Below are 14812 nucleotides of genomic sequence, written 5' to 3'. Positions count from 1 at the left end.
ATTATGATAAGGTATTAAAAGAGAAATCAAAGCTTGGAAGGTTCATTTTAGCCTCAAATGACCTGAATATAGATCCTGATACCATTCTAAGCTACTATAAAGGGCAGCAAGAGGTTGAAAGAGGGTTCAGATTCCTCAAAGATAAGAGCTTCCGCGTGGCCGAGGTCTATCTCAAGAAGGAAGAGCGGATTGAAGCTCTTGCCATGATAATGGTCCTGACGCTCATGATATATTCTATCGCGGAGTGGCTGATAAGAAAACGGATGCGAGAGACGGGAGAGACCGTACCTAACCAGCTAAAGAAGCAAACCCAAAAACCAACGTTCAAGTGGATAGCTTTTCTGTTCATGGGAGTGGCGGAAGTTACAGTTTGGATTAATGGTGAAACGCATCTGAAGATAGCGAATCTGAATGATAATCTTGTTAGGATTATTCGATTGTTGGGAAAGGATTGTGAAAAATACTACGGATTGGAGGGTTGATGCGGAAAGCCGGGTTTATAATGACCTCGGTCTCACCGGCAAAATTGGGGACCTTTGAAGATATGAACGCCACAGTGGCGTCCCTCTTTCCAACATGAAGAACCAGAGCGGGCCTTATCTTCGTCTCCGTCATGTCAGTGAAGGGAAACGGAACGAGAACGATCTTACCCTTCTGGACCTGGCCCCTCAAAATCGCGCCCCTTCAGGAGTTCACTTCGATCATTTATATTTGACCTTCAAGTCTTTCAACGTATAGATGTCCGGCTCATCTTCGAGAAACTCGGCCAGCGAAGCCTCTGCCAGCTTCATAATCCCCCTGACCTCCTCCTCGCAGGTGAGATCGTCCACGGATCGAGGTTTCGAGCTTTGGGAGTTTTGGGGGTGTCTTTTCTCCTTCACTCCATCACCGGCCATCATGAAGATGGAAAGGCGCGGAAATGGTAAATAACTTTTGGAGCAATTAAAAAAAACGCGACTTAAGAGCCCTCTGTTTCTCATCCGCAGCATCTCCTTTTCCACCCCCGAGGCCGACCGCCGCCGCCTGGCGGAGGAGCTGGCGGGCCTCTGCGCAGCCGGCCGGTTCGACGAGGTCCTGGAGGCGGTCGCGATCGTCGAGGGGAGCCTCTCTTGATATCTTTCTGTCCTGGGGCCGGTGGCGGAGGGGGGGTCTTCCGGGGGCCTCGCGGGTGGCATGCGCCGCCCGGCGCTGCGCCGCCGGGCGGTCGGACGACGGGATCGATATGAAGGGAAAGGTAGGTCGTCAGAGCTCCTTTGCACGGAATAGACTCGGTCTGTGGGCGTCAGGAAGTATAAATATAATCAGATACATAGGAAGTCGGCGATGAAGCTTGAGGAGACCCTGAAGGCCCGGCGGGAGGAGATCCTCGCCATAGCCGAGAAATACGGGGTCCGAAACATCCGGATATTCGGCTCCGTCGCCCGGGGCGAGGCCGATGACCGAAGCGACCTCGACCTCCTGGTGGAGCCTCTGCCGGGCTTCACCCTCATAAAAAGCTCGGCGATGTCCCGGGAGCTGGAGGAGCTCCTTGGCCGCCAGGTCGACGTGGTGAGCGAACGGGGCTTAAGGGAGCGGATTCGCGACCGCGTTTTGAAGGAGGCAGTCCCCCTTTGATCTCGGGATCCCCCTTTCTGGCCCCCTAGGGGAACCGGCGCCGGCGGCACCGCTGGCAATATAACCTCATTTTAGACGAGCAGGTTTTTAGGCTCGAAAGATCAAATTATTGATAGGTGGCTCCATGGGCGTGAAGGCGATCTACGAGAACAAGGTCTTGAAACCGCTAGAAAAGCTCGACCTCAAAGACGGGGAAGTCGTGGATATAGAGATCAGGAGAGATGCCGTCGACCGGTTGGGCGGCCTCGTCAAGATCTCCCGCAGGGACTGGCTCGACGAGGTGGTAGAAAGCCCAGAGCTGGAGCCGATCTGATGGCGGATGATATCGATGAAGGCAGCGACATTTTCATAGATGCCAATATATTTCTTTACGTAATATTCGGCCACTGGAGATATGCTGAGCCCTGCGGCAATCTCCTTAGGGATGTCAATTCCGGTAAACTCTCTGCCGTTTCGTCGATTGTCGTCTTGGGGGAGGTATTCCACAGGGTCATGGTCGCTGAGGTGGTGGAGAAGCAGAACCAGAACCCAAGGCAGGCTGTGAGGTACCTTAAGGAGAAACCGGAGGAGGTGAAGAATTTGAGCGCTGCTCCATCTGCCATCGAGAAGATCCTGGATATCGAGAACCTTAAGATAGCGAGGGCGGGAGTGGAGATCATGAGGCTTTCCCTGGACTTTTCCAGAAGATACGGCCTTCTCTCCAGCGATGCCATCCACCTGGCGACGATGCAGGAAGAGGAAATAACCGCTCTGGCCTCTAATGATTCAGATTTTGAAAGGGTCGAATGGCTTAAGTTGTGGAAACCTTGACCCCGACCATCACTATTTTGCAGATGCTGTCGGAGGAGAGCTCCGCCCGCACCTAGTCTGAATTGTAAAGTCCTAGGCTGTCACGTACTCGCGGATCTCGACTTTGGCCCCCGATTTCGCCGCCGCCTCCGCCGAGGTCAGAAGCTCTGATGCTACCTTTTCATCGACGCGAGCCTCGCCGCAGTTCCGGCAAACCTGGGCGGGGACCCCCGTGATCACCATGATCAGACCGTCCCGCTCCAGGGTAACGGTCGTCGTCCCCGCCTCCGTCGAGCCTCTTTTACAGATGAGGCATCTCATGATCTCCTCCTCGGAAAATCCAAAGTCCCGATGATCCCGGTATTGAGTTATTGTTGAGCTATCGTTCTATTTCATCTATTCTTCTGGCCTCTCGATGGATGCGCCGCCCGGCGCAGTTCTGGGCCGGGCGGTCGGACGACTGGATCGTGAGAGAGGAGAGGTGCACCACATCGAGGGTCACCCTCAGATCCGTTCAGCTCTGAAGGGATGGGCGAGGAGGCTCGCACCCCGAAGATGATAGTATTTTGAATCAAACCCCTGGGCACAACAGAAAGAACATCTCATAGGGCTTTCCAAGAACCCCGTTTGAAGCTCTTTTGACGCAACCTATTAGTACATCTTCCCTTCAACCTTTGAATTGAGTTCATATCTAATGAGGAAGCGAATCATGAACCACCTCTTCGGCCCCGTCCCATCCCGCAGGCTCGGCCTCTCCCTGGGGGTCGACCTCCTGCCGTTCAAGACCTGCACCCTCGACTGCGTCTACTGCCAGCTGGGGCCGACGACCTGCCTCACCCTCTCCCGGGAGCGGCGCGTCTCCACCCCGGAGGTGCTGGCGGAGATCAGGTCCCGGGCGGAGGCGGTCGAGGAGGGAAGAGAGGAGGAGTTCGACTACCTCACCCTCGCCGGCTCCGGGGAGCCCCTCCTCCACCTGGGCCTCGACGAGATCATCCGGGGGGCTAAGGAGGTGATCGATAAACCCGTCGCCCTCCTGACGAACGGGACCCTCTTCTTCCGCGAGGAGGTCCGGCGGGAGGTTCTGGAGGCGGACCTGATCGTCCCCTCCCTGGACGCCGCGACGGCCGCGACTTTCCAAAGGGTGAACCGCCCCCACCCCGACCTGTCCATCGAGAAGGTCATCGAGGGGCTAGTCCACCTCCGGAAGGAGTTTTCCGGCGAGATATGGTTGGAGGTGATGCTCGTTTCGGGGATGAACGACTCCGAGGCCCCCCTCATCGCCGAGGCCGCCGAGGAGATCGGCGCCGATCGGGTCCAGCTCAACACCGTGGCGAGGCCTCCGGCGGAACCGGTCCAGCCCCTCTCACCAGATGAGATGGTGGGGATGCTGGAGGTATTCTCCAGCGCCGAGGTGATCGCCGACTGGACCAGGGAAGGTTCGAAGGGGACGAGGGCTCTGATCTTCGATCTCCTCTCCCGGCGGCCCTGCACCCTCGACGATCTGGCGGCCATCACCTCCCTTCATCGAAACGAGATATTGAAGTATCTGGAGGTCCTGGAGGCGGAGAGGAAGATATCGAGGCTCCACCACGGCGGTGGCCTCTACTTCCAGGCCCCGGATCGATGAGATCATCTCCGGCTGCGGCGGTCCTGTCTCGACGATTGGAGCCGGTCCGGTTCGGTCGGAGCAGACCGGTCCGGCCGACCTGTCGCCTTGTCGCCAGGTCGCCATAGAACTATGACCATTACGATCCTCGAATTTATAAGATGGTGTTCCCATGGAAGAATGCGATACAAACTGCGAATCCTGCGCTACAAAAGCAAGCTGCACAGATCCGAGAAAGGAGATGGCCGATGAGCTCTCCGCCGTCTCCGCCAGGATGGGAAGGGTGAAGCACAAGATCATGGTCGCCAGCGGCAAGGGCGGCGTCGGCAAGAGCACCGTCGCCGTCAACCTCGCCCGGTCCCTCCAGGCCCGGGGCTACCGGGTGGGAGTGCTGGACGCCGACATCACCGGCCCCAGCACTGCAAAGCTCTTGGGCGTTGAGACGTCGAGGCTCTCGGCCGGCCCGGAAGGGATAGAGCCCGTCGACTCCAGGGGGGTGAAGGTGATATCCATGGCCTTCGCCCTCTCGGGCCCCGACTCCGCCGTCGTCTGGCGGGGACCGATGAAGATGGCTGCGATAAAACAGTTCCTCTCCGACGTCTCCTGGGGCGACCTCGACTACCTCATCATCGACCTGCCGCCGGGGACGAGCGACGAGCCCCTCAGCGTCGTCCAGCTCCTCCCGGACCTATCCGGAGCCGTCATCGTCACCACACCCCAGGAGGTCGCCCTCCTCGACTCCAGGAAAGCGGTCAACATGGCCAAGTCGATGAAGGTTCCCATCCTGGGGATCGTCGAGAACATGAGCGGCCTGGTATGCCCCCACTGCGGCGAGGTCCTGGAGATCTTCAAGACCGGCGGTGGAGAGAGGGCTGCAAAAGAGCTGGACGTCCCCTTCCTGGGGGCTATACCCCTCGACCCGGAGGTCGCCCCCCTGGGGGACGACGGCGTCGCCTTCGTCGAGAGGAAGACCGCAGCGAGGGACGGCTTCGAGAAGGTCGTAGAGAGGATCCTCCAGGAGCTGGAGAGGCGCCGGAAGGCGAGCTGAAGAGGGTCCTGGAAGGGGATCCGAGAGGACCGCCGGAGAAGGGCTGCCAAGAGATCGAGACGGATAACGGCCGTCAGGAGAGGACCGCCGGAGAAAGGGAGACGATAAAAGGAGGGCTGGAAAGGGAGCTGGAAATGGAGCAGGAAAAGGGGGACTATAAAAGGGCCCTGGCGGGAGATGAGACCGGCCCATCGCCCCTTCAGGGCCAAAGGCCGTAATAGAAGTTCATCGCCATAATCCCGGCCCCCACCGCCACGCTGAAAGCGATGACCGCCTTGGGATCCAGCTTTATCGCCGTATCGTCCGCGTCGAAATACCTCATGAGACCGGCAGAGGACATAAGTCCGCTGCCCTCTGACTTCTTCTTCTTCGCCATGAACTCCTCCTATTCTATAGACCCCTTCAAGTACGTTTCGGCTACCTCACCCATCCGTCCCTCTCCCCGAAGGGGTAGTAGTCGGCCGCCAGATCCCCGATGGGCCTCGGAGCCGACTGGCAGGGTTTTCCGGTGCAGGAATGGTCTGACCAATAGTTTCCTCCCCTGAGGACCCCCCAGTCCCAGAGGTTTCCGCCGTCGTCTTCCGCCTGGACCTCGTTATCTATCAGGTTGTTCCTGTAGACGATGGACCCCGACGACCCCCGGATGGAGATGCCGACGACGTTACCGATGATGGAGTTGCCCGTGATCTCCGTCCCGTTGGAAGATAACAGCCCCATCCCGACGTCCCCGTTCGCCTCGGCGACGTTCATCCTGACCACGTTCGAATCCGACCCCAAGAGAAATAGGCCGTTCCTGCTGTTTCGAGATAGGGTGTTCTCTGCTATGAGGTTTTCGTGGGACTCCACCAGGAATATTCCGCTGTACCTGTTATCCGAGACCTCGTTTCCTGCGATCTCGTTTCCGTCGCTATCCTCTATCCTCATCCCGAGGCCGCCAGAGACGACGTTATCCAGGATCTTGCAGCCGACGGAGCCCCGGACAAAGAGGGCGTCGTTGGAGACGGCGCTCTCCATGACGGTGCAGCCCTCGCAGAAGGCGAGGGTGACGTGGCCGAACTCCCGGCCGCTGACCGCTTCGCCGGATCGGCGGTAGAGGTATAGGATCGGCTTTCCATCGATCTGGTTAGATTCGGATATCTGGTTGTTGAAGCTCCCCTCTTCCGAGCCGTCGACGTAAAGCCCCCAACGGACGGCGGCTAGGACGTTCCCCTCCAGGACGTTGGCCTGCGAGTCGGTGACGACGATCCCCGTGGCGAGGTTCTCAAAGCGGTTTCTGCTGAGGAGGTTTCCCCCCGACCCTTCGGAGATCATGATCCCAGCGTCAAGCTCCGAGAGATCGTTTTCGAAGATGTCGTTTTCCGTTGCAGAGAATAGGACGATCCCGTTCGTGGAGTATGAGATCGAATTTTCCCGGACGACGTTCTTTGAGGCGAAGTTTAAGGCTATGGCGTTGGTGGCGTTCTCAAAGTCGGAACCGATGATCGTATTGGCACTGGAGGAGCCTTCAAGGATGACGCCGTAACCGCAGTCCACCACGGAGTTCTTCTCCAACCTGTTCTCGTGGCTCTCGGTGATCAGGTATATCCCACGGCCGCAACCTTCGGCCCTGCTCCCCGATATGGCATTCGCAGACGAGGAGTTGAGGAGGACCCCCGCGAAGATGGAGCTTTTAGCCGCGTTCCCCTTTATCGCATTATCCCGAGATGAGAGGAGGACGATCCCGGTGTAGCCGCCCTCCTGCTGGTTATTCTCGATGAGGTTCTCCGAAGCGCCGCGGAGGAATATGCCGTGAACGTTATTCACCAGGACGTTATTTCTGATCTCGTTGCCCTTGGACTCGACGTAGATCCCGGGTCCGGCAAAGTCGGAGACGGTCAGCCCTTCGATCTTGCAGCCGTCGGCCAAAACCTCTATCCCTATATCGTTCCCGTCTCCGGCGAGGTTTATGACCCCCTCCTCCCCCCGTAGAGGCATCAAAGTCAGCCTCTTGTCCAGGACCAGATGTTCTCTATAAATTCCGGGCTTGATGTAGATCGTATCTCCGTCATTGGCGACGTCGACGACTCCGCCTATCGATCTGTACTGGGCGAAGCCGTCTTGGTCCACTATGTACATCCTGGCTTCAGCTCCGAAGATGGAGCCGGCAGATAGAATGATGATGATCGCTAGCGTCAGTCTCAGCATACGTCCACCTCGGCATAAGAGCCCTCCAATCCATAATACGTCTTTCCATCAGGAGGGGTGAGGCCAGGGGTCCGTGCAAAAATCTTATCTACGGTCCAGCCCATAGAACCGGAGTTGGTGATAGGGTTGACAAAAGTGGATTCTCACAAGCACTGCATCGTCTGCGGAAAAACCATCGAGGAGATGGATAGCTTCTGCGACGAGGTCTGCGAGTCTAAGTACAAATCCGCCCAGAGACGCCAGACCCTCTTCTTCTTGATCTTCATCGGCCTGTTGATCCTGATGCTCATCGTCCCCGCCATATTGAAAGCGCCCCAGGGTTGAATGGATATGAGAATTGCGGCCGTCGTTCTTATGATCGCGTTCTTCCTCGCCGCCCCGGCCACCGCCGGGGGAGGAAGAGATTACATCACGATCCGGGAGGTGACGATGTCTCTTCTCGACGGCGACGCCGTATTCGACGTCAAGTTCGGGCTCGACCCCTTCGCCAAGCTCTACGTCCTCGCCCTGGGAACGAAGCACATCGAGCCGGAGCTCTTGAGCATCTTCTCAGATTTCGATAACGTCACGGTGACGAAGACCGAGACAAACCGGGCGGTCATTGTATCGAAGGGGGCGGGGGAATATAGGAGCGGATACTACCTCTACGACTCGAAGAACTTGAGAGGAGAGGTCCCCAAGCTCACCGTCGTCTACCCCGAGCAGCTATCCCGCACCTTCTACAGGGCGTCTATGACCCCCAGCGTCTTCTCCGAGGCCTGAAAACCCCATGGCTTTGTAACTCCTCATCAACGACTGATCATTCCAATGGGATTCATCGCTGGATGGCCAACCCGAAGAGCTCCTCTGACGCTGGTCTGTGACCCACCCCTTCCTGGAGAAGGGCGGAGTCTCTGCCAGCAGCCGGACATCCCGGACCCCAGCCCGTCCATCCGTCGCCGACGTCTCGGCCATCTTTTGGGCATATATACTCCCCCGGATCAGGGGCGCGGACGTCTCACCCCCAACGGATCTGGACCATCTTTTCGCGTCCGACGGAGAAAAAGGGATATCTAAAGACGACATCTCATCCGTCAGCATGAACCGGGAACCTGTGACGTTTACACCCATAGGCGTCGTCCATTCCAACTTCGGAGAGCCGGAGGACCCCAAGACCATGAGAAACTCCCTCTCCACCCTAGAGATCGACGAGAAGTACAGAGAGGCCCTGACGGGGATCGAGAAGTTCCGCCACATCATAGTCATCTACCACATCCACCGGGCCCTGGGCTACGAGATGATGGTCCACCCCATGGGGGACGAGTCGATGGATAAGAGGGGGCTCTTTGCCACCAGAACCCCCAGAAGGCCAAACCCCATCGGCCTTACGGTGGTGGAGGTGTTGAACGTCCAGGAGGAGAAGATCACCGTCACCGGCCTCGACGCCCTGGACGGCAGCCCCATCCTGGACATCAAACCCTACGAGGAGCACTTCGACTCTCCACGGGGAGTGGAGATGGAGAAGGACCCCCATTACACCCCAAAGGACGGCTGAAGGCGGCCCCCCCGGGGAGGAGGGGGCCGGGATCGTCGCCGTCATCCGGGAAAAATCTTAATATCGGGGCGGAACAAATTAAGGCCTGAGGTGAATTATTTGAGATTAATGACCCTGCTGACGCTGGCGTTATCGGCGACCATCACTTTCGCTATCGCCTCCGAGGATCAGGCAGACGAGAACGGATACACAATAAAGCTGGCCTACACCGAGGATCTCGGGACCTTCCTCGTCGACGGCGAAGGGATGACCCTCTACCGCTTCGCAAACGACGATCCAGGAAGCGAGACCAGCGCCTGCTACGACACCTGCGCCGAGCGCTGGCCCGTATTCTTCGCCGACGAGATCAGCATCCCAGAGGGGCTTGAATGGATAGATTTCCAGGGCTTCGTCCGGGAGGACGGCGCCATCCAGACCACATACAAGGGATGGCCCCTCTACCGATACGTCGAGGATCTCGCCCCCGGCGACGTGAAAGGGCAGGGGGTGGGAGGGGTCTGGTTCGTCGTCGGCCCCTGAGGCCTGCGCTCCTGACGGAGGGCCCTCGCCCATTTTTTGGTCGTCCCTTTGGGGTCGGCCTCTCAGCCTCTCGGAACCTTTAAACGTTGAAGGCAGCATTCTGGATCACGGGGATGATATTGAAGATCACGATCTTTCTGGCCCTGACGGTGGCATCGTTGGCCTTCGTCACCGTCGGCGCGGCAGCCCCGGAGAAGACCATCGAGCTCGCCTCGAAGGAAGGCCTCGGCGACTACCTGGTGGATCAGGACGGAATGGCGCTCTACTATTTCGCCGAAGACACGCCCAGGAGCGGGACGAGCAGCTGCGGGGATACCTGCACCGTCTACTGGCCGCCTTTCCACACCGGCCAGATCGTACTGCCGATGGGGCTCAGCTCCTTCGACTTCAGCACCATCACCAGGGAAGATGGGCTGGTCCAGATCACATACAAGGGATGGCCGCTATACTACTACACCAACGACTATAGAGCAGGGGAGATCAAAGGGCATGGGATGTACGAAACATGGTTTGTGGCCGGCCCCGATATGATGCCCTGAAGATCAGAAGAAGACCAGGATATGACGACGCTTAACGCCAACGATCCCTCATGAAAGGGTCCGCAGATCTGGAAGAGGTCCCCATTCTCCGGTACTGGGAGCTCGACCTCCTCCGGGGCGTCGCCGTGACTATGATGATCGGCTTTCACGCCCTATATGATCTGGATTATTTCTCGGGACCGGGTCTCGTCGACGTCCACTCCGGAATCTGGCGGACATTCGCCCTGGCGACGGCCTCGATATTCCTCCTCCTCGTCGGCATCTCCCTCACCATCAGCTCCGCCAGGGCCAGGATCAGAGGCGAGGAGAGCTTCGCCCGGCATATCCGCCGGGGGGGGGTCATCTTCTCCTGGGGGGTGGTCATCACCGTTTCGACCATCCTCCTCCTCGAAGAAGGGTACATCCTCTTCGGCGTCCTCCACCTCATCGGAGCCTCCATAATCCTCTCCCCACCCTTCGAAAGACGACCCCTCAGAGCCCTCCTCGGGGGATCGGCGGCGGTATCCGCAGGGATCTTCCTCCGCCAGCTCTCCGTTGAGACCCCATGGCTCCTCTGGATCGGCCTCACCCCCAGCGGTTTTTATTCCCTCGACTACTTCCCCCTCCTCCCCTGGTTTGGGGTCGTCCTCCTGGGGATATCCCTCGGAGGGTTCCTCTACCCCGACGGCGAGAGGAGGTTTAACCTCCCGGATCTCTCCTTTCGTACCCCGGCAAGAGAGCTCACTATTCTTGGGAGAAACTCTCTGGCGATCTACCTCCTCCACCAGCCGGTCCTCATAATATCGATGAAGATCCTCGGCGTAATCGATCTCGCTGGGAGGATAACTCTCAACATTGCCTGAGGACGAGGTCGAAGTCGAAGTCGAAGTCGAAAGTTCGTGGATAAGAGAGGAAAAGGGGGGAAGAACGGAGAGAATAACGGGGAGAGGAAGGACTGTGAAAAGAGGATTTTGATATAGTCGATCAAAAAGGGGCTATAGAGGCGGAAAACCGCCTCCTGCCTACGGTCCCATCACTGCTTGGAGAGCTTGGGGGTCAAGACTGCGAGATATATCGCGGCCAAGGCCACGACGACGTAGACCACAGTCTCCAGGATCGGCATCCATCCCAGGAGCCTGCTCACCAGGTTGAAACCGAAGGCATAGAGCCCCCAGTTGAGACCACCTATTATCACCAGCACTATGGCCAGCATGTCTATTGGAGCCAGCTTTGGCAACATAACACCTCCGCATCAACAATTCGTCTAAGTATTTAATATACTTTTTGGATTTTTAGATCCAAAACCTGCCGCCCCTCACCTCCGCCGCCCCTCCTTCGACCCTCACATCCAGGGAGACGAGGGCTGAGAAGAAGCCCCTGGTGGCCTTCGGCGCGCCAACCATCCGGGCTGTCATCACCGGGTCCCTGTAAGTCAGATCCCATCCGCCGTCTCTAAAGGCGGCGGAGACGATGACGTCGTAGCTCCTCCACCGGAATGTCCTCACCTGAGGGAGGGCTTCGGCGAGACCGACGGCTTCGGTGAGCCCTTCCCGGAGAGGTCCTTCGAGCCTATTGAAGCTCTCCAGAAGCTCAAGACCTCCGGTAGGTCCACCGCTGCCGTAGACCCTCACCTGCCCTCCATCCTCGACGAGGACGGTCCAGCTGAAGAGGCCGGGGGCGGGAAAGGCGACGGCTTCCGCGCCTGCGGCCTCTACAGCCCGGTCCCTCTCCGCCAGCCTCACGCCCCCCGTCAGGACGATGAGGAGGAGAAGGATGAGGAGCGCCTTGCGAGGGTCGACGGAATTTGGCCTCTTTATAAAGAGGACGATGACCCCGAGGCTCGCCAGGAGGAGAGGGGCCTCGGAGTAGAAGAATATCTCAAGGGACCACCTGGCGGGGTCGATGGGGTAGAGGAGGGGGACGCCCCGGGTGGTGAGGGTGTCGAGGGCGAGGTGGATGAGGACCCCAACGGAGGCGAAGAGGACCGTCCGGCTCGAGAACCGCAGATCGACCCCGGACCGTTCCGATGTCCAGGACCTGACCTGCCAGGAAGTGAAGATGCGCAGGACGAGGAGGGCGGCGAAGAACCCGAAGAAGAGGCTGTGGGTGATCCCCCGGTGGACGAGAAGAAAGAAGTTGGGGAGGATCCAGTTCATCGGCAAAAGGAGGAAGTCCAGGTCCAAGGCCAAACCCCCCAGGACGAGGGCTGCAGTCTCCTCGCCGCTCCTCTTGAAGCTCCTTCCTGCGAGGTACGGTATGGCGATGTGGGTGAAAAGGTCCATGACACCTCCTTTGAGATCCGGTCTGGGGCTTTATGCCGATCGCAAAAAGGCGGAGTGGGGCGATGAGCCCCACTAACCTCCGATCACCCATGGGCTCTAGATCTTCAGGGGATCTGCGAACTCCAACACCATGGGCGGAAACTCAAAGCTCCAATCAAACCTCATCTCTTCTCCGAAGAGGTCGGGGATCTCTGGGCTAGAATCGAACGGTCCCACCATATCTCCGCCGGAGGGAGCCGAGGGGCCGGGGACGACGGCGACAGGTGCCTCAACCGTCTCGGCCGCCGTATCCAGGGTGACGCCGGAGGGTATTATGAAGGGCGTCTCGGGGCAGCCCAGGAGGTTGATGCTATAGTAGGAGTACCTCATGTTGTGTTCTCCGCCCTCCACAACCCCAATGAACTTCTCCTTAGAGAGCTGGTTTATGAGGCCGATGTTGGTGACAGGCCCGCCGGACGCGTTCCACCTGGTTTCGTTGAACATCTCCTCCCAGAAGGCTCGATCGAACTTCTGGGACGGGCTGTTTTCGATGTTTCCAGGGTTGATCAGGCCGTATCTGGAGTTTCCGATGAAGGCAAAAGCCCCACCTTTAGAGGTGACGAAGTGCTCAAGGACGGAGTCGTGGGGGAGGTAAACCCCCGCAGGATCCCTGTTGTCGAAGGACGCGGCGTAACCGGCCTGGGAGTACCCGAGGAAGTACTTCTCGTTGGTGAGGGCGTCGGCGTGGTTGTATCCCATCTTCATGACGTAAGCGACGATGTCGCAGAAGTTGGAAGTCCCGATGTGGTTTATGGCGTGGATGTAGTTGCCGTTTATCTCCTCTATCAGATGCGCCCTGTTCCAGTCGTGCTGGTTGCAGTTGCATTCGTCTCCGGGGTGGTCTCTGTCATAGAGGGTGTGGACGTAAAACGCCTCGGGGAATAACTCCTTTATCCTGTCTTTGAAATCTCCTCCCCACCACCAGTCCACCGTCTCAGGAGGCTGCCCTTCGGCATCGCCCTCGCTGGCCTTGGGATATACCATCGGCTCCAGGTACTCGCCCACCATCCATATCCCCTTAAGGTAGCGGTCGTTGGATGGGGTGGACTCATAGGCTATCGTCTTTCGAACGAAGTTCGACAGCTCGACGTAGTTATCCACAGGAGCCCTCCCTACGTAGACGTCGGCCATCAAATTCACGCCGGAACCGCCGTAGACGCCGGTGGCGTTCTTGAAGTCTCCATCGAGACAGGCGTAATAGAGGTCGGATGCTATCCCTATCCTATCTGCCGGAAGACCGCAGGAATGCGGATCAGGCTCATAAGCCCAGGCATAAAGGAGCCTCGCGGGGACGATGGCGTCCCAGGTCTCTCCGCCGATCCTCGCCCCATCGCCGTCGCCGCCCAGGAGGACGTATCTCAGCTCGTTGTTGTCGTAGGCGTCTTTGATGAAGTCGCGAATGATCTCCGGCTCATCCTGGTGGGCGGACCGCCTATAGTTGGCGTATATATCCTCCACGGTGACTATCGTAGCGTTGACCCCTCTCGCCTCCTTCTTCTCGATGAGGGCCTGGAAGTTATATGGGCCTGGCGCCTCCTTGAGGTACTGGTTCGTTATGATGACGTATTCGTATTTCCCGTCCAGGAGGAGCGATCTGCCCGTCGAAACCAGGTCCGACGGATAGGTGGTCGCCTTCTCCGGGTTGTCCACCATCATCTCTACCTCCTGCCGGTCCTGGGCAAGCCCTCTGAAACGGCCCATATCGAGGGTCTCGGCCGGGCCGGTTTTAACCTCGACGTCGAAGGCCCCGAAGCTGTAAGCTTCACCGGTCTTGGGGATGTAGCTGATGGGGTAGAGGTTTATGAAAAGGATGCTGTATCCGTGCTTCTTCTGGACCCCCAGGACCGAGTATGCCGCCTCCGGATAGGGACTCATCGATTCGTATATCGACTCGTCGAGGAAGGAGGGGTCTGGAGAGGTCCAGTTTTCCTGTGGACGGCAATCGGTACAGTTGCTGGTGAAGCCCAGGGGTACCGCCTCCCGGCCGGGGCTTATCGAGAGCCTGCCGATGTACCTCTCGTTTCCGGGGACGACCTTTATCTCCTGGACCTCCTCGCCGTACGGTATCAGTATCCTGGCGGTCCTGACGGGGACCGTCGGCTCTCCGGGGACGATCCTATCGTACAGCCCAGGAATCGTCACCGAGTCGCGGATCTCAATAGATCCATCGGGGGTCGTCAGCGTCTCCACGCCCCGCTCTATAGTCGGATCGTCAAGAAGGTACTGCATCACGACCTTGCCGGTGCTGGCGGAATCTGCCGCAGCCAAGGCAGATGGAAAGATCGTCGAACCCAAAGAGAGGCTCAGAAGGCAGATCAGAGCCACTGAAATAATTTTTTTCATAATTCTCCCTCATACTTCAGGACCGCAGAGATCGAGCTTCAGCGCTGACACCCACCAGAATTAGCGTCCTTGGATGATCCGGATATTTCATATCCAGCTCACCTCCATCGAAAGCCGATCCGCCCTTTCGATCAAAGAGTTATACGGTCCCCTCTTCATTGCTTAAATGCATATTCTCTTGAAAAACTATTTAACAATTTCCCACGCCTCGAAAGGCCGCTGGCAAGAAGGCTCTGCGGGAAGGCGGCGGAGAGGACCGGTCCCGGCCGAAGGGAGGAGGGTCCTGGTGAAGGGCCGGAAGGGAACGCACGGAGATGACGGATCAGAAAGGGGCGG

Annotated in this window: 20 protein-coding genes; 13 read left to right on the top strand and 7 right to left on the bottom strand. The window is 58.2% G+C overall.

Translation table 11 applies throughout. The features are described 5' to 3' along the window. A partial coding sequence (locus P0O24_RS00645) for an IS1634 family transposase (RefSeq protein WP_316967803.1) occupies positions 1-482 on the top strand: 482 nt, incomplete at its 5' end. 219 nt (positions 483-701) lie between these two features. Here the strand turns inward: P0O24_RS00645 and P0O24_RS00640 are convergent. Then, positions 702-899 carry a hypothetical protein gene (locus P0O24_RS00640; RefSeq protein WP_316967802.1) on the bottom strand — a complete coding sequence of 66 codons (198 nt, stop codon included), beginning with the start codon at positions 897-899 and terminating at the stop codon, positions 702-704. Positions 900-933: 34 nt separating this feature from the next. Between P0O24_RS00640 and P0O24_RS00635 the strand changes: the two genes are divergently transcribed. From P0O24_RS00635 to P0O24_RS00620, 4 genes are all read left to right on the top strand, one after another. Beyond that, positions 934-1113 carry a hypothetical protein gene (locus P0O24_RS00635; RefSeq protein WP_316967801.1) on the top strand — a complete coding sequence of 60 codons (180 nt, stop codon included), beginning with the start codon at positions 934-936 and terminating at the stop codon, positions 1111-1113. Between the two features lie 210 nt (positions 1114-1323). Continuing rightward, on the top strand, positions 1324-1614 hold the full coding sequence (locus P0O24_RS00630) for a nucleotidyltransferase family protein (RefSeq protein WP_316967800.1): 291 nt from the start codon (positions 1324-1326) through the stop codon (positions 1612-1614). 130 nt (positions 1615-1744) lie between these two features. After that, positions 1745-1927, top strand: a complete 183-nt coding sequence (locus tag P0O24_RS00625; protein ID WP_394356629.1) for an antitoxin family protein — start codon at positions 1745-1747, stop codon at positions 1925-1927. After that, positions 1927-2424, top strand: a complete 498-nt coding sequence (locus P0O24_RS00620) for a type II toxin-antitoxin system VapC family toxin (RefSeq protein WP_316967799.1) — start codon at positions 1927-1929, stop codon at positions 2422-2424. Before P0O24_RS00625 ends, P0O24_RS00620 begins: the two co-directional genes overlap by 1 nt. Before the next feature lie 72 nt (positions 2425-2496). Here the strand turns inward: P0O24_RS00620 and P0O24_RS00615 are convergent, their stop codons facing one another. Next, positions 2497-2724 (bottom strand): type II toxin-antitoxin system MqsA family antitoxin, encoded by a 228-nt coding sequence (locus P0O24_RS00615; RefSeq protein ID WP_316967798.1) that lies wholly within the window; start codon positions 2722-2724, stop codon positions 2497-2499. A 373-nt stretch (positions 2725-3097) separates the two neighbouring features. On the opposite strand from P0O24_RS00615, the gene P0O24_RS00610 reads away from it, so the two are divergent. Both P0O24_RS00610 and P0O24_RS00605 read left to right on the top strand, forming a co-directional pair. Further along, positions 3098-4030 (top strand): radical SAM protein, encoded by a 933-nt coding sequence (locus P0O24_RS00610; protein ID WP_316967797.1) that lies wholly within the window; start codon positions 3098-3100, stop codon positions 4028-4030. Between the two features lie 151 nt (positions 4031-4181). Beyond that, complete coding sequence (locus P0O24_RS00605; RefSeq protein ID WP_316967796.1) at positions 4182-5057, top strand: Mrp/NBP35 family ATP-binding protein; 876 nt, start codon at positions 4182-4184, stop codon at positions 5055-5057. Between the two features lie 199 nt (positions 5058-5256). On the opposite strand, the gene P0O24_RS00600 is transcribed toward P0O24_RS00605, so the two are convergent. Further along, positions 5257-5433 (bottom strand): preprotein translocase subunit Sec61beta, encoded by a 177-nt coding sequence (locus P0O24_RS00600; RefSeq protein WP_316967795.1) that lies wholly within the window; start codon positions 5431-5433, stop codon positions 5257-5259. A 41-nt stretch (positions 5434-5474) separates the two neighbouring features. Beyond that, complete coding sequence (locus P0O24_RS00595; RefSeq protein ID WP_316967794.1) at positions 5475-7241, bottom strand: right-handed parallel beta-helix repeat-containing protein; 1767 nt, start codon at positions 7239-7241, stop codon at positions 5475-5477. Positions 7242-7358: 117 nt separating this feature from the next. On the opposite strand from P0O24_RS00595, the gene P0O24_RS00590 reads away from it, so the two are divergent. From P0O24_RS00590 to P0O24_RS00565, 6 genes are all read left to right on the top strand, one after another. Beyond that, complete coding sequence (locus P0O24_RS00590) at positions 7359-7565, top strand: DUF2116 family Zn-ribbon domain-containing protein (RefSeq protein WP_316967808.1); 207 nt, start codon at positions 7359-7361, stop codon at positions 7563-7565. A gap of 6 nt (positions 7566-7571) precedes the next feature. After that, the gene (locus P0O24_RS00585; protein WP_316967793.1) at positions 7572-8003 is read left to right on the top strand and encodes a hypothetical protein; all 432 of its coding nucleotides are present in this window, start codon (positions 7572-7574) and stop codon (positions 8001-8003) included. A gap of 316 nt (positions 8004-8319) precedes the next feature. Further along, the gene (gene tsaA, locus P0O24_RS00580) at positions 8320-8775 is read left to right on the top strand and encodes a tRNA (N6-threonylcarbamoyladenosine(37)-N6)-methyltransferase TrmO (protein ID WP_316967792.1); all 456 of its coding nucleotides are present in this window, start codon (positions 8320-8322) and stop codon (positions 8773-8775) included. 108 nt (positions 8776-8883) lie between these two features. After that, positions 8884-9294, top strand: coding sequence for a COG4315 family predicted lipoprotein (locus P0O24_RS00575; RefSeq protein ID WP_316967791.1), 411 nt, complete (start codon positions 8884-8886; stop codon positions 9292-9294). A gap of 86 nt (positions 9295-9380) precedes the next feature. Further along, positions 9381-9833 (top strand): COG4315 family predicted lipoprotein, encoded by a 453-nt coding sequence (locus tag P0O24_RS00570; RefSeq protein WP_316967790.1) that lies wholly within the window; start codon positions 9381-9383, stop codon positions 9831-9833. Between the two features lie 50 nt (positions 9834-9883). After that, complete coding sequence (locus P0O24_RS00565) at positions 9884-10675, top strand: heparan-alpha-glucosaminide N-acetyltransferase (RefSeq protein WP_316967789.1); 792 nt, start codon at positions 9884-9886, stop codon at positions 10673-10675. A gap of 170 nt (positions 10676-10845) precedes the next feature. Here P0O24_RS00565 and P0O24_RS00560 read toward each other — a convergent pair whose 3' ends face one another. From P0O24_RS00560 to P0O24_RS00550, 3 genes are all read right to left on the bottom strand, one after another. Then, positions 10846-11052, bottom strand: a complete 207-nt coding sequence (locus tag P0O24_RS00560; protein ID WP_316967788.1) for a DUF378 domain-containing protein — start codon at positions 11050-11052, stop codon at positions 10846-10848. A gap of 52 nt (positions 11053-11104) precedes the next feature. Then, positions 11105-12094, bottom strand: coding sequence for a metal-dependent hydrolase (locus tag P0O24_RS00555; protein WP_316967787.1), 990 nt, complete (start codon positions 12092-12094; stop codon positions 11105-11107). A 96-nt stretch (positions 12095-12190) separates the two neighbouring features. Further along, positions 12191-14476, bottom strand: coding sequence for a C25 family cysteine peptidase (locus P0O24_RS00550; protein WP_316967786.1), 2286 nt, complete (start codon positions 14474-14476; stop codon positions 12191-12193). Between the last annotated feature and the right edge of the window lie 336 nt (positions 14477-14812).

Origin of the sequence: Candidatus Methanocrinis alkalitolerans (assembly GCF_029167205.1) — an archaeon.
In the GTDB taxonomy this organism is placed as follows: Archaea; Halobacteriota; Methanosarcinia; order Methanotrichales; family Methanotrichaceae; genus Methanocrinis; species Methanocrinis alkalitolerans.
The sequence above is the reverse complement of the archived record's forward strand: the minus strand, read 5'-3'. Positions and strand labels throughout refer to the sequence as shown.

Bases quoted from the DNA above. Each gene is read 5' to 3' on its own strand.
- P0O24_RS00595 (WP_316967794.1), bottom strand. From the start codon at position 7,241: ATGCTGAGACTGACGCTAGCGATCATCATCATTCTATCTGCCGGCTCC.
- P0O24_RS00605 (WP_316967796.1), top strand. From the start codon at position 4,182: ATGGAAGAATGCGATACAAACTGCGAATCCTGCGCTACAAAAGCAAGC.
- P0O24_RS00560 (WP_316967788.1), bottom strand. From the start codon at position 11,052: ATGTTGCCAAAGCTGGCTCCAATAGACATGCTGGCCATAGTGCTGGTG.
- P0O24_RS00640 (WP_316967802.1), bottom strand. From the start codon at position 899: ATGATGGCCGGTGATGGAGTGAAGGAGAAAAGACACCCCCAAAACTCC.
- P0O24_RS00585 (WP_316967793.1), top strand. From the start codon at position 7,572: ATGAGAATTGCGGCCGTCGTTCTTATGATCGCGTTCTTCCTCGCCGCC.
- P0O24_RS00565 (WP_316967789.1), top strand. From the start codon at position 9,884: ATGAAAGGGTCCGCAGATCTGGAAGAGGTCCCCATTCTCCGGTACTGG.
- P0O24_RS00620 (WP_316967799.1), top strand. From the start codon at position 1,927: ATGGCGGATGATATCGATGAAGGCAGCGACATTTTCATAGATGCCAAT.
- P0O24_RS00630 (WP_316967800.1), top strand. From the start codon at position 1,324: ATGAAGCTTGAGGAGACCCTGAAGGCCCGGCGGGAGGAGATCCTCGCC.
- P0O24_RS00555 (WP_316967787.1), bottom strand. From the start codon at position 12,094: ATGGACCTTTTCACCCACATCGCCATACCGTACCTCGCAGGAAGGAGC.
- tsaA (WP_316967792.1), top strand. From the start codon at position 8,320: ATGAACCGGGAACCTGTGACGTTTACACCCATAGGCGTCGTCCATTCC.
- P0O24_RS00550 (WP_316967786.1), bottom strand. From the start codon at position 14,476: ATGAAAAAAATTATTTCAGTGGCTCTGATCTGCCTTCTGAGCCTCTCT.
- P0O24_RS00600 (WP_316967795.1), bottom strand. From the start codon at position 5,433: ATGGCGAAGAAGAAGAAGTCAGAGGGCAGCGGACTTATGTCCTCTGCC.
- P0O24_RS00615 (WP_316967798.1), bottom strand. From the start codon at position 2,724: ATGAGATGCCTCATCTGTAAAAGAGGCTCGACGGAGGCGGGGACGACG.
- P0O24_RS00610 (WP_316967797.1), top strand. From the start codon at position 3,098: ATGAGGAAGCGAATCATGAACCACCTCTTCGGCCCCGTCCCATCCCGC.
- P0O24_RS00575 (WP_316967791.1), top strand. From the start codon at position 8,884: ATGACCCTGCTGACGCTGGCGTTATCGGCGACCATCACTTTCGCTATC.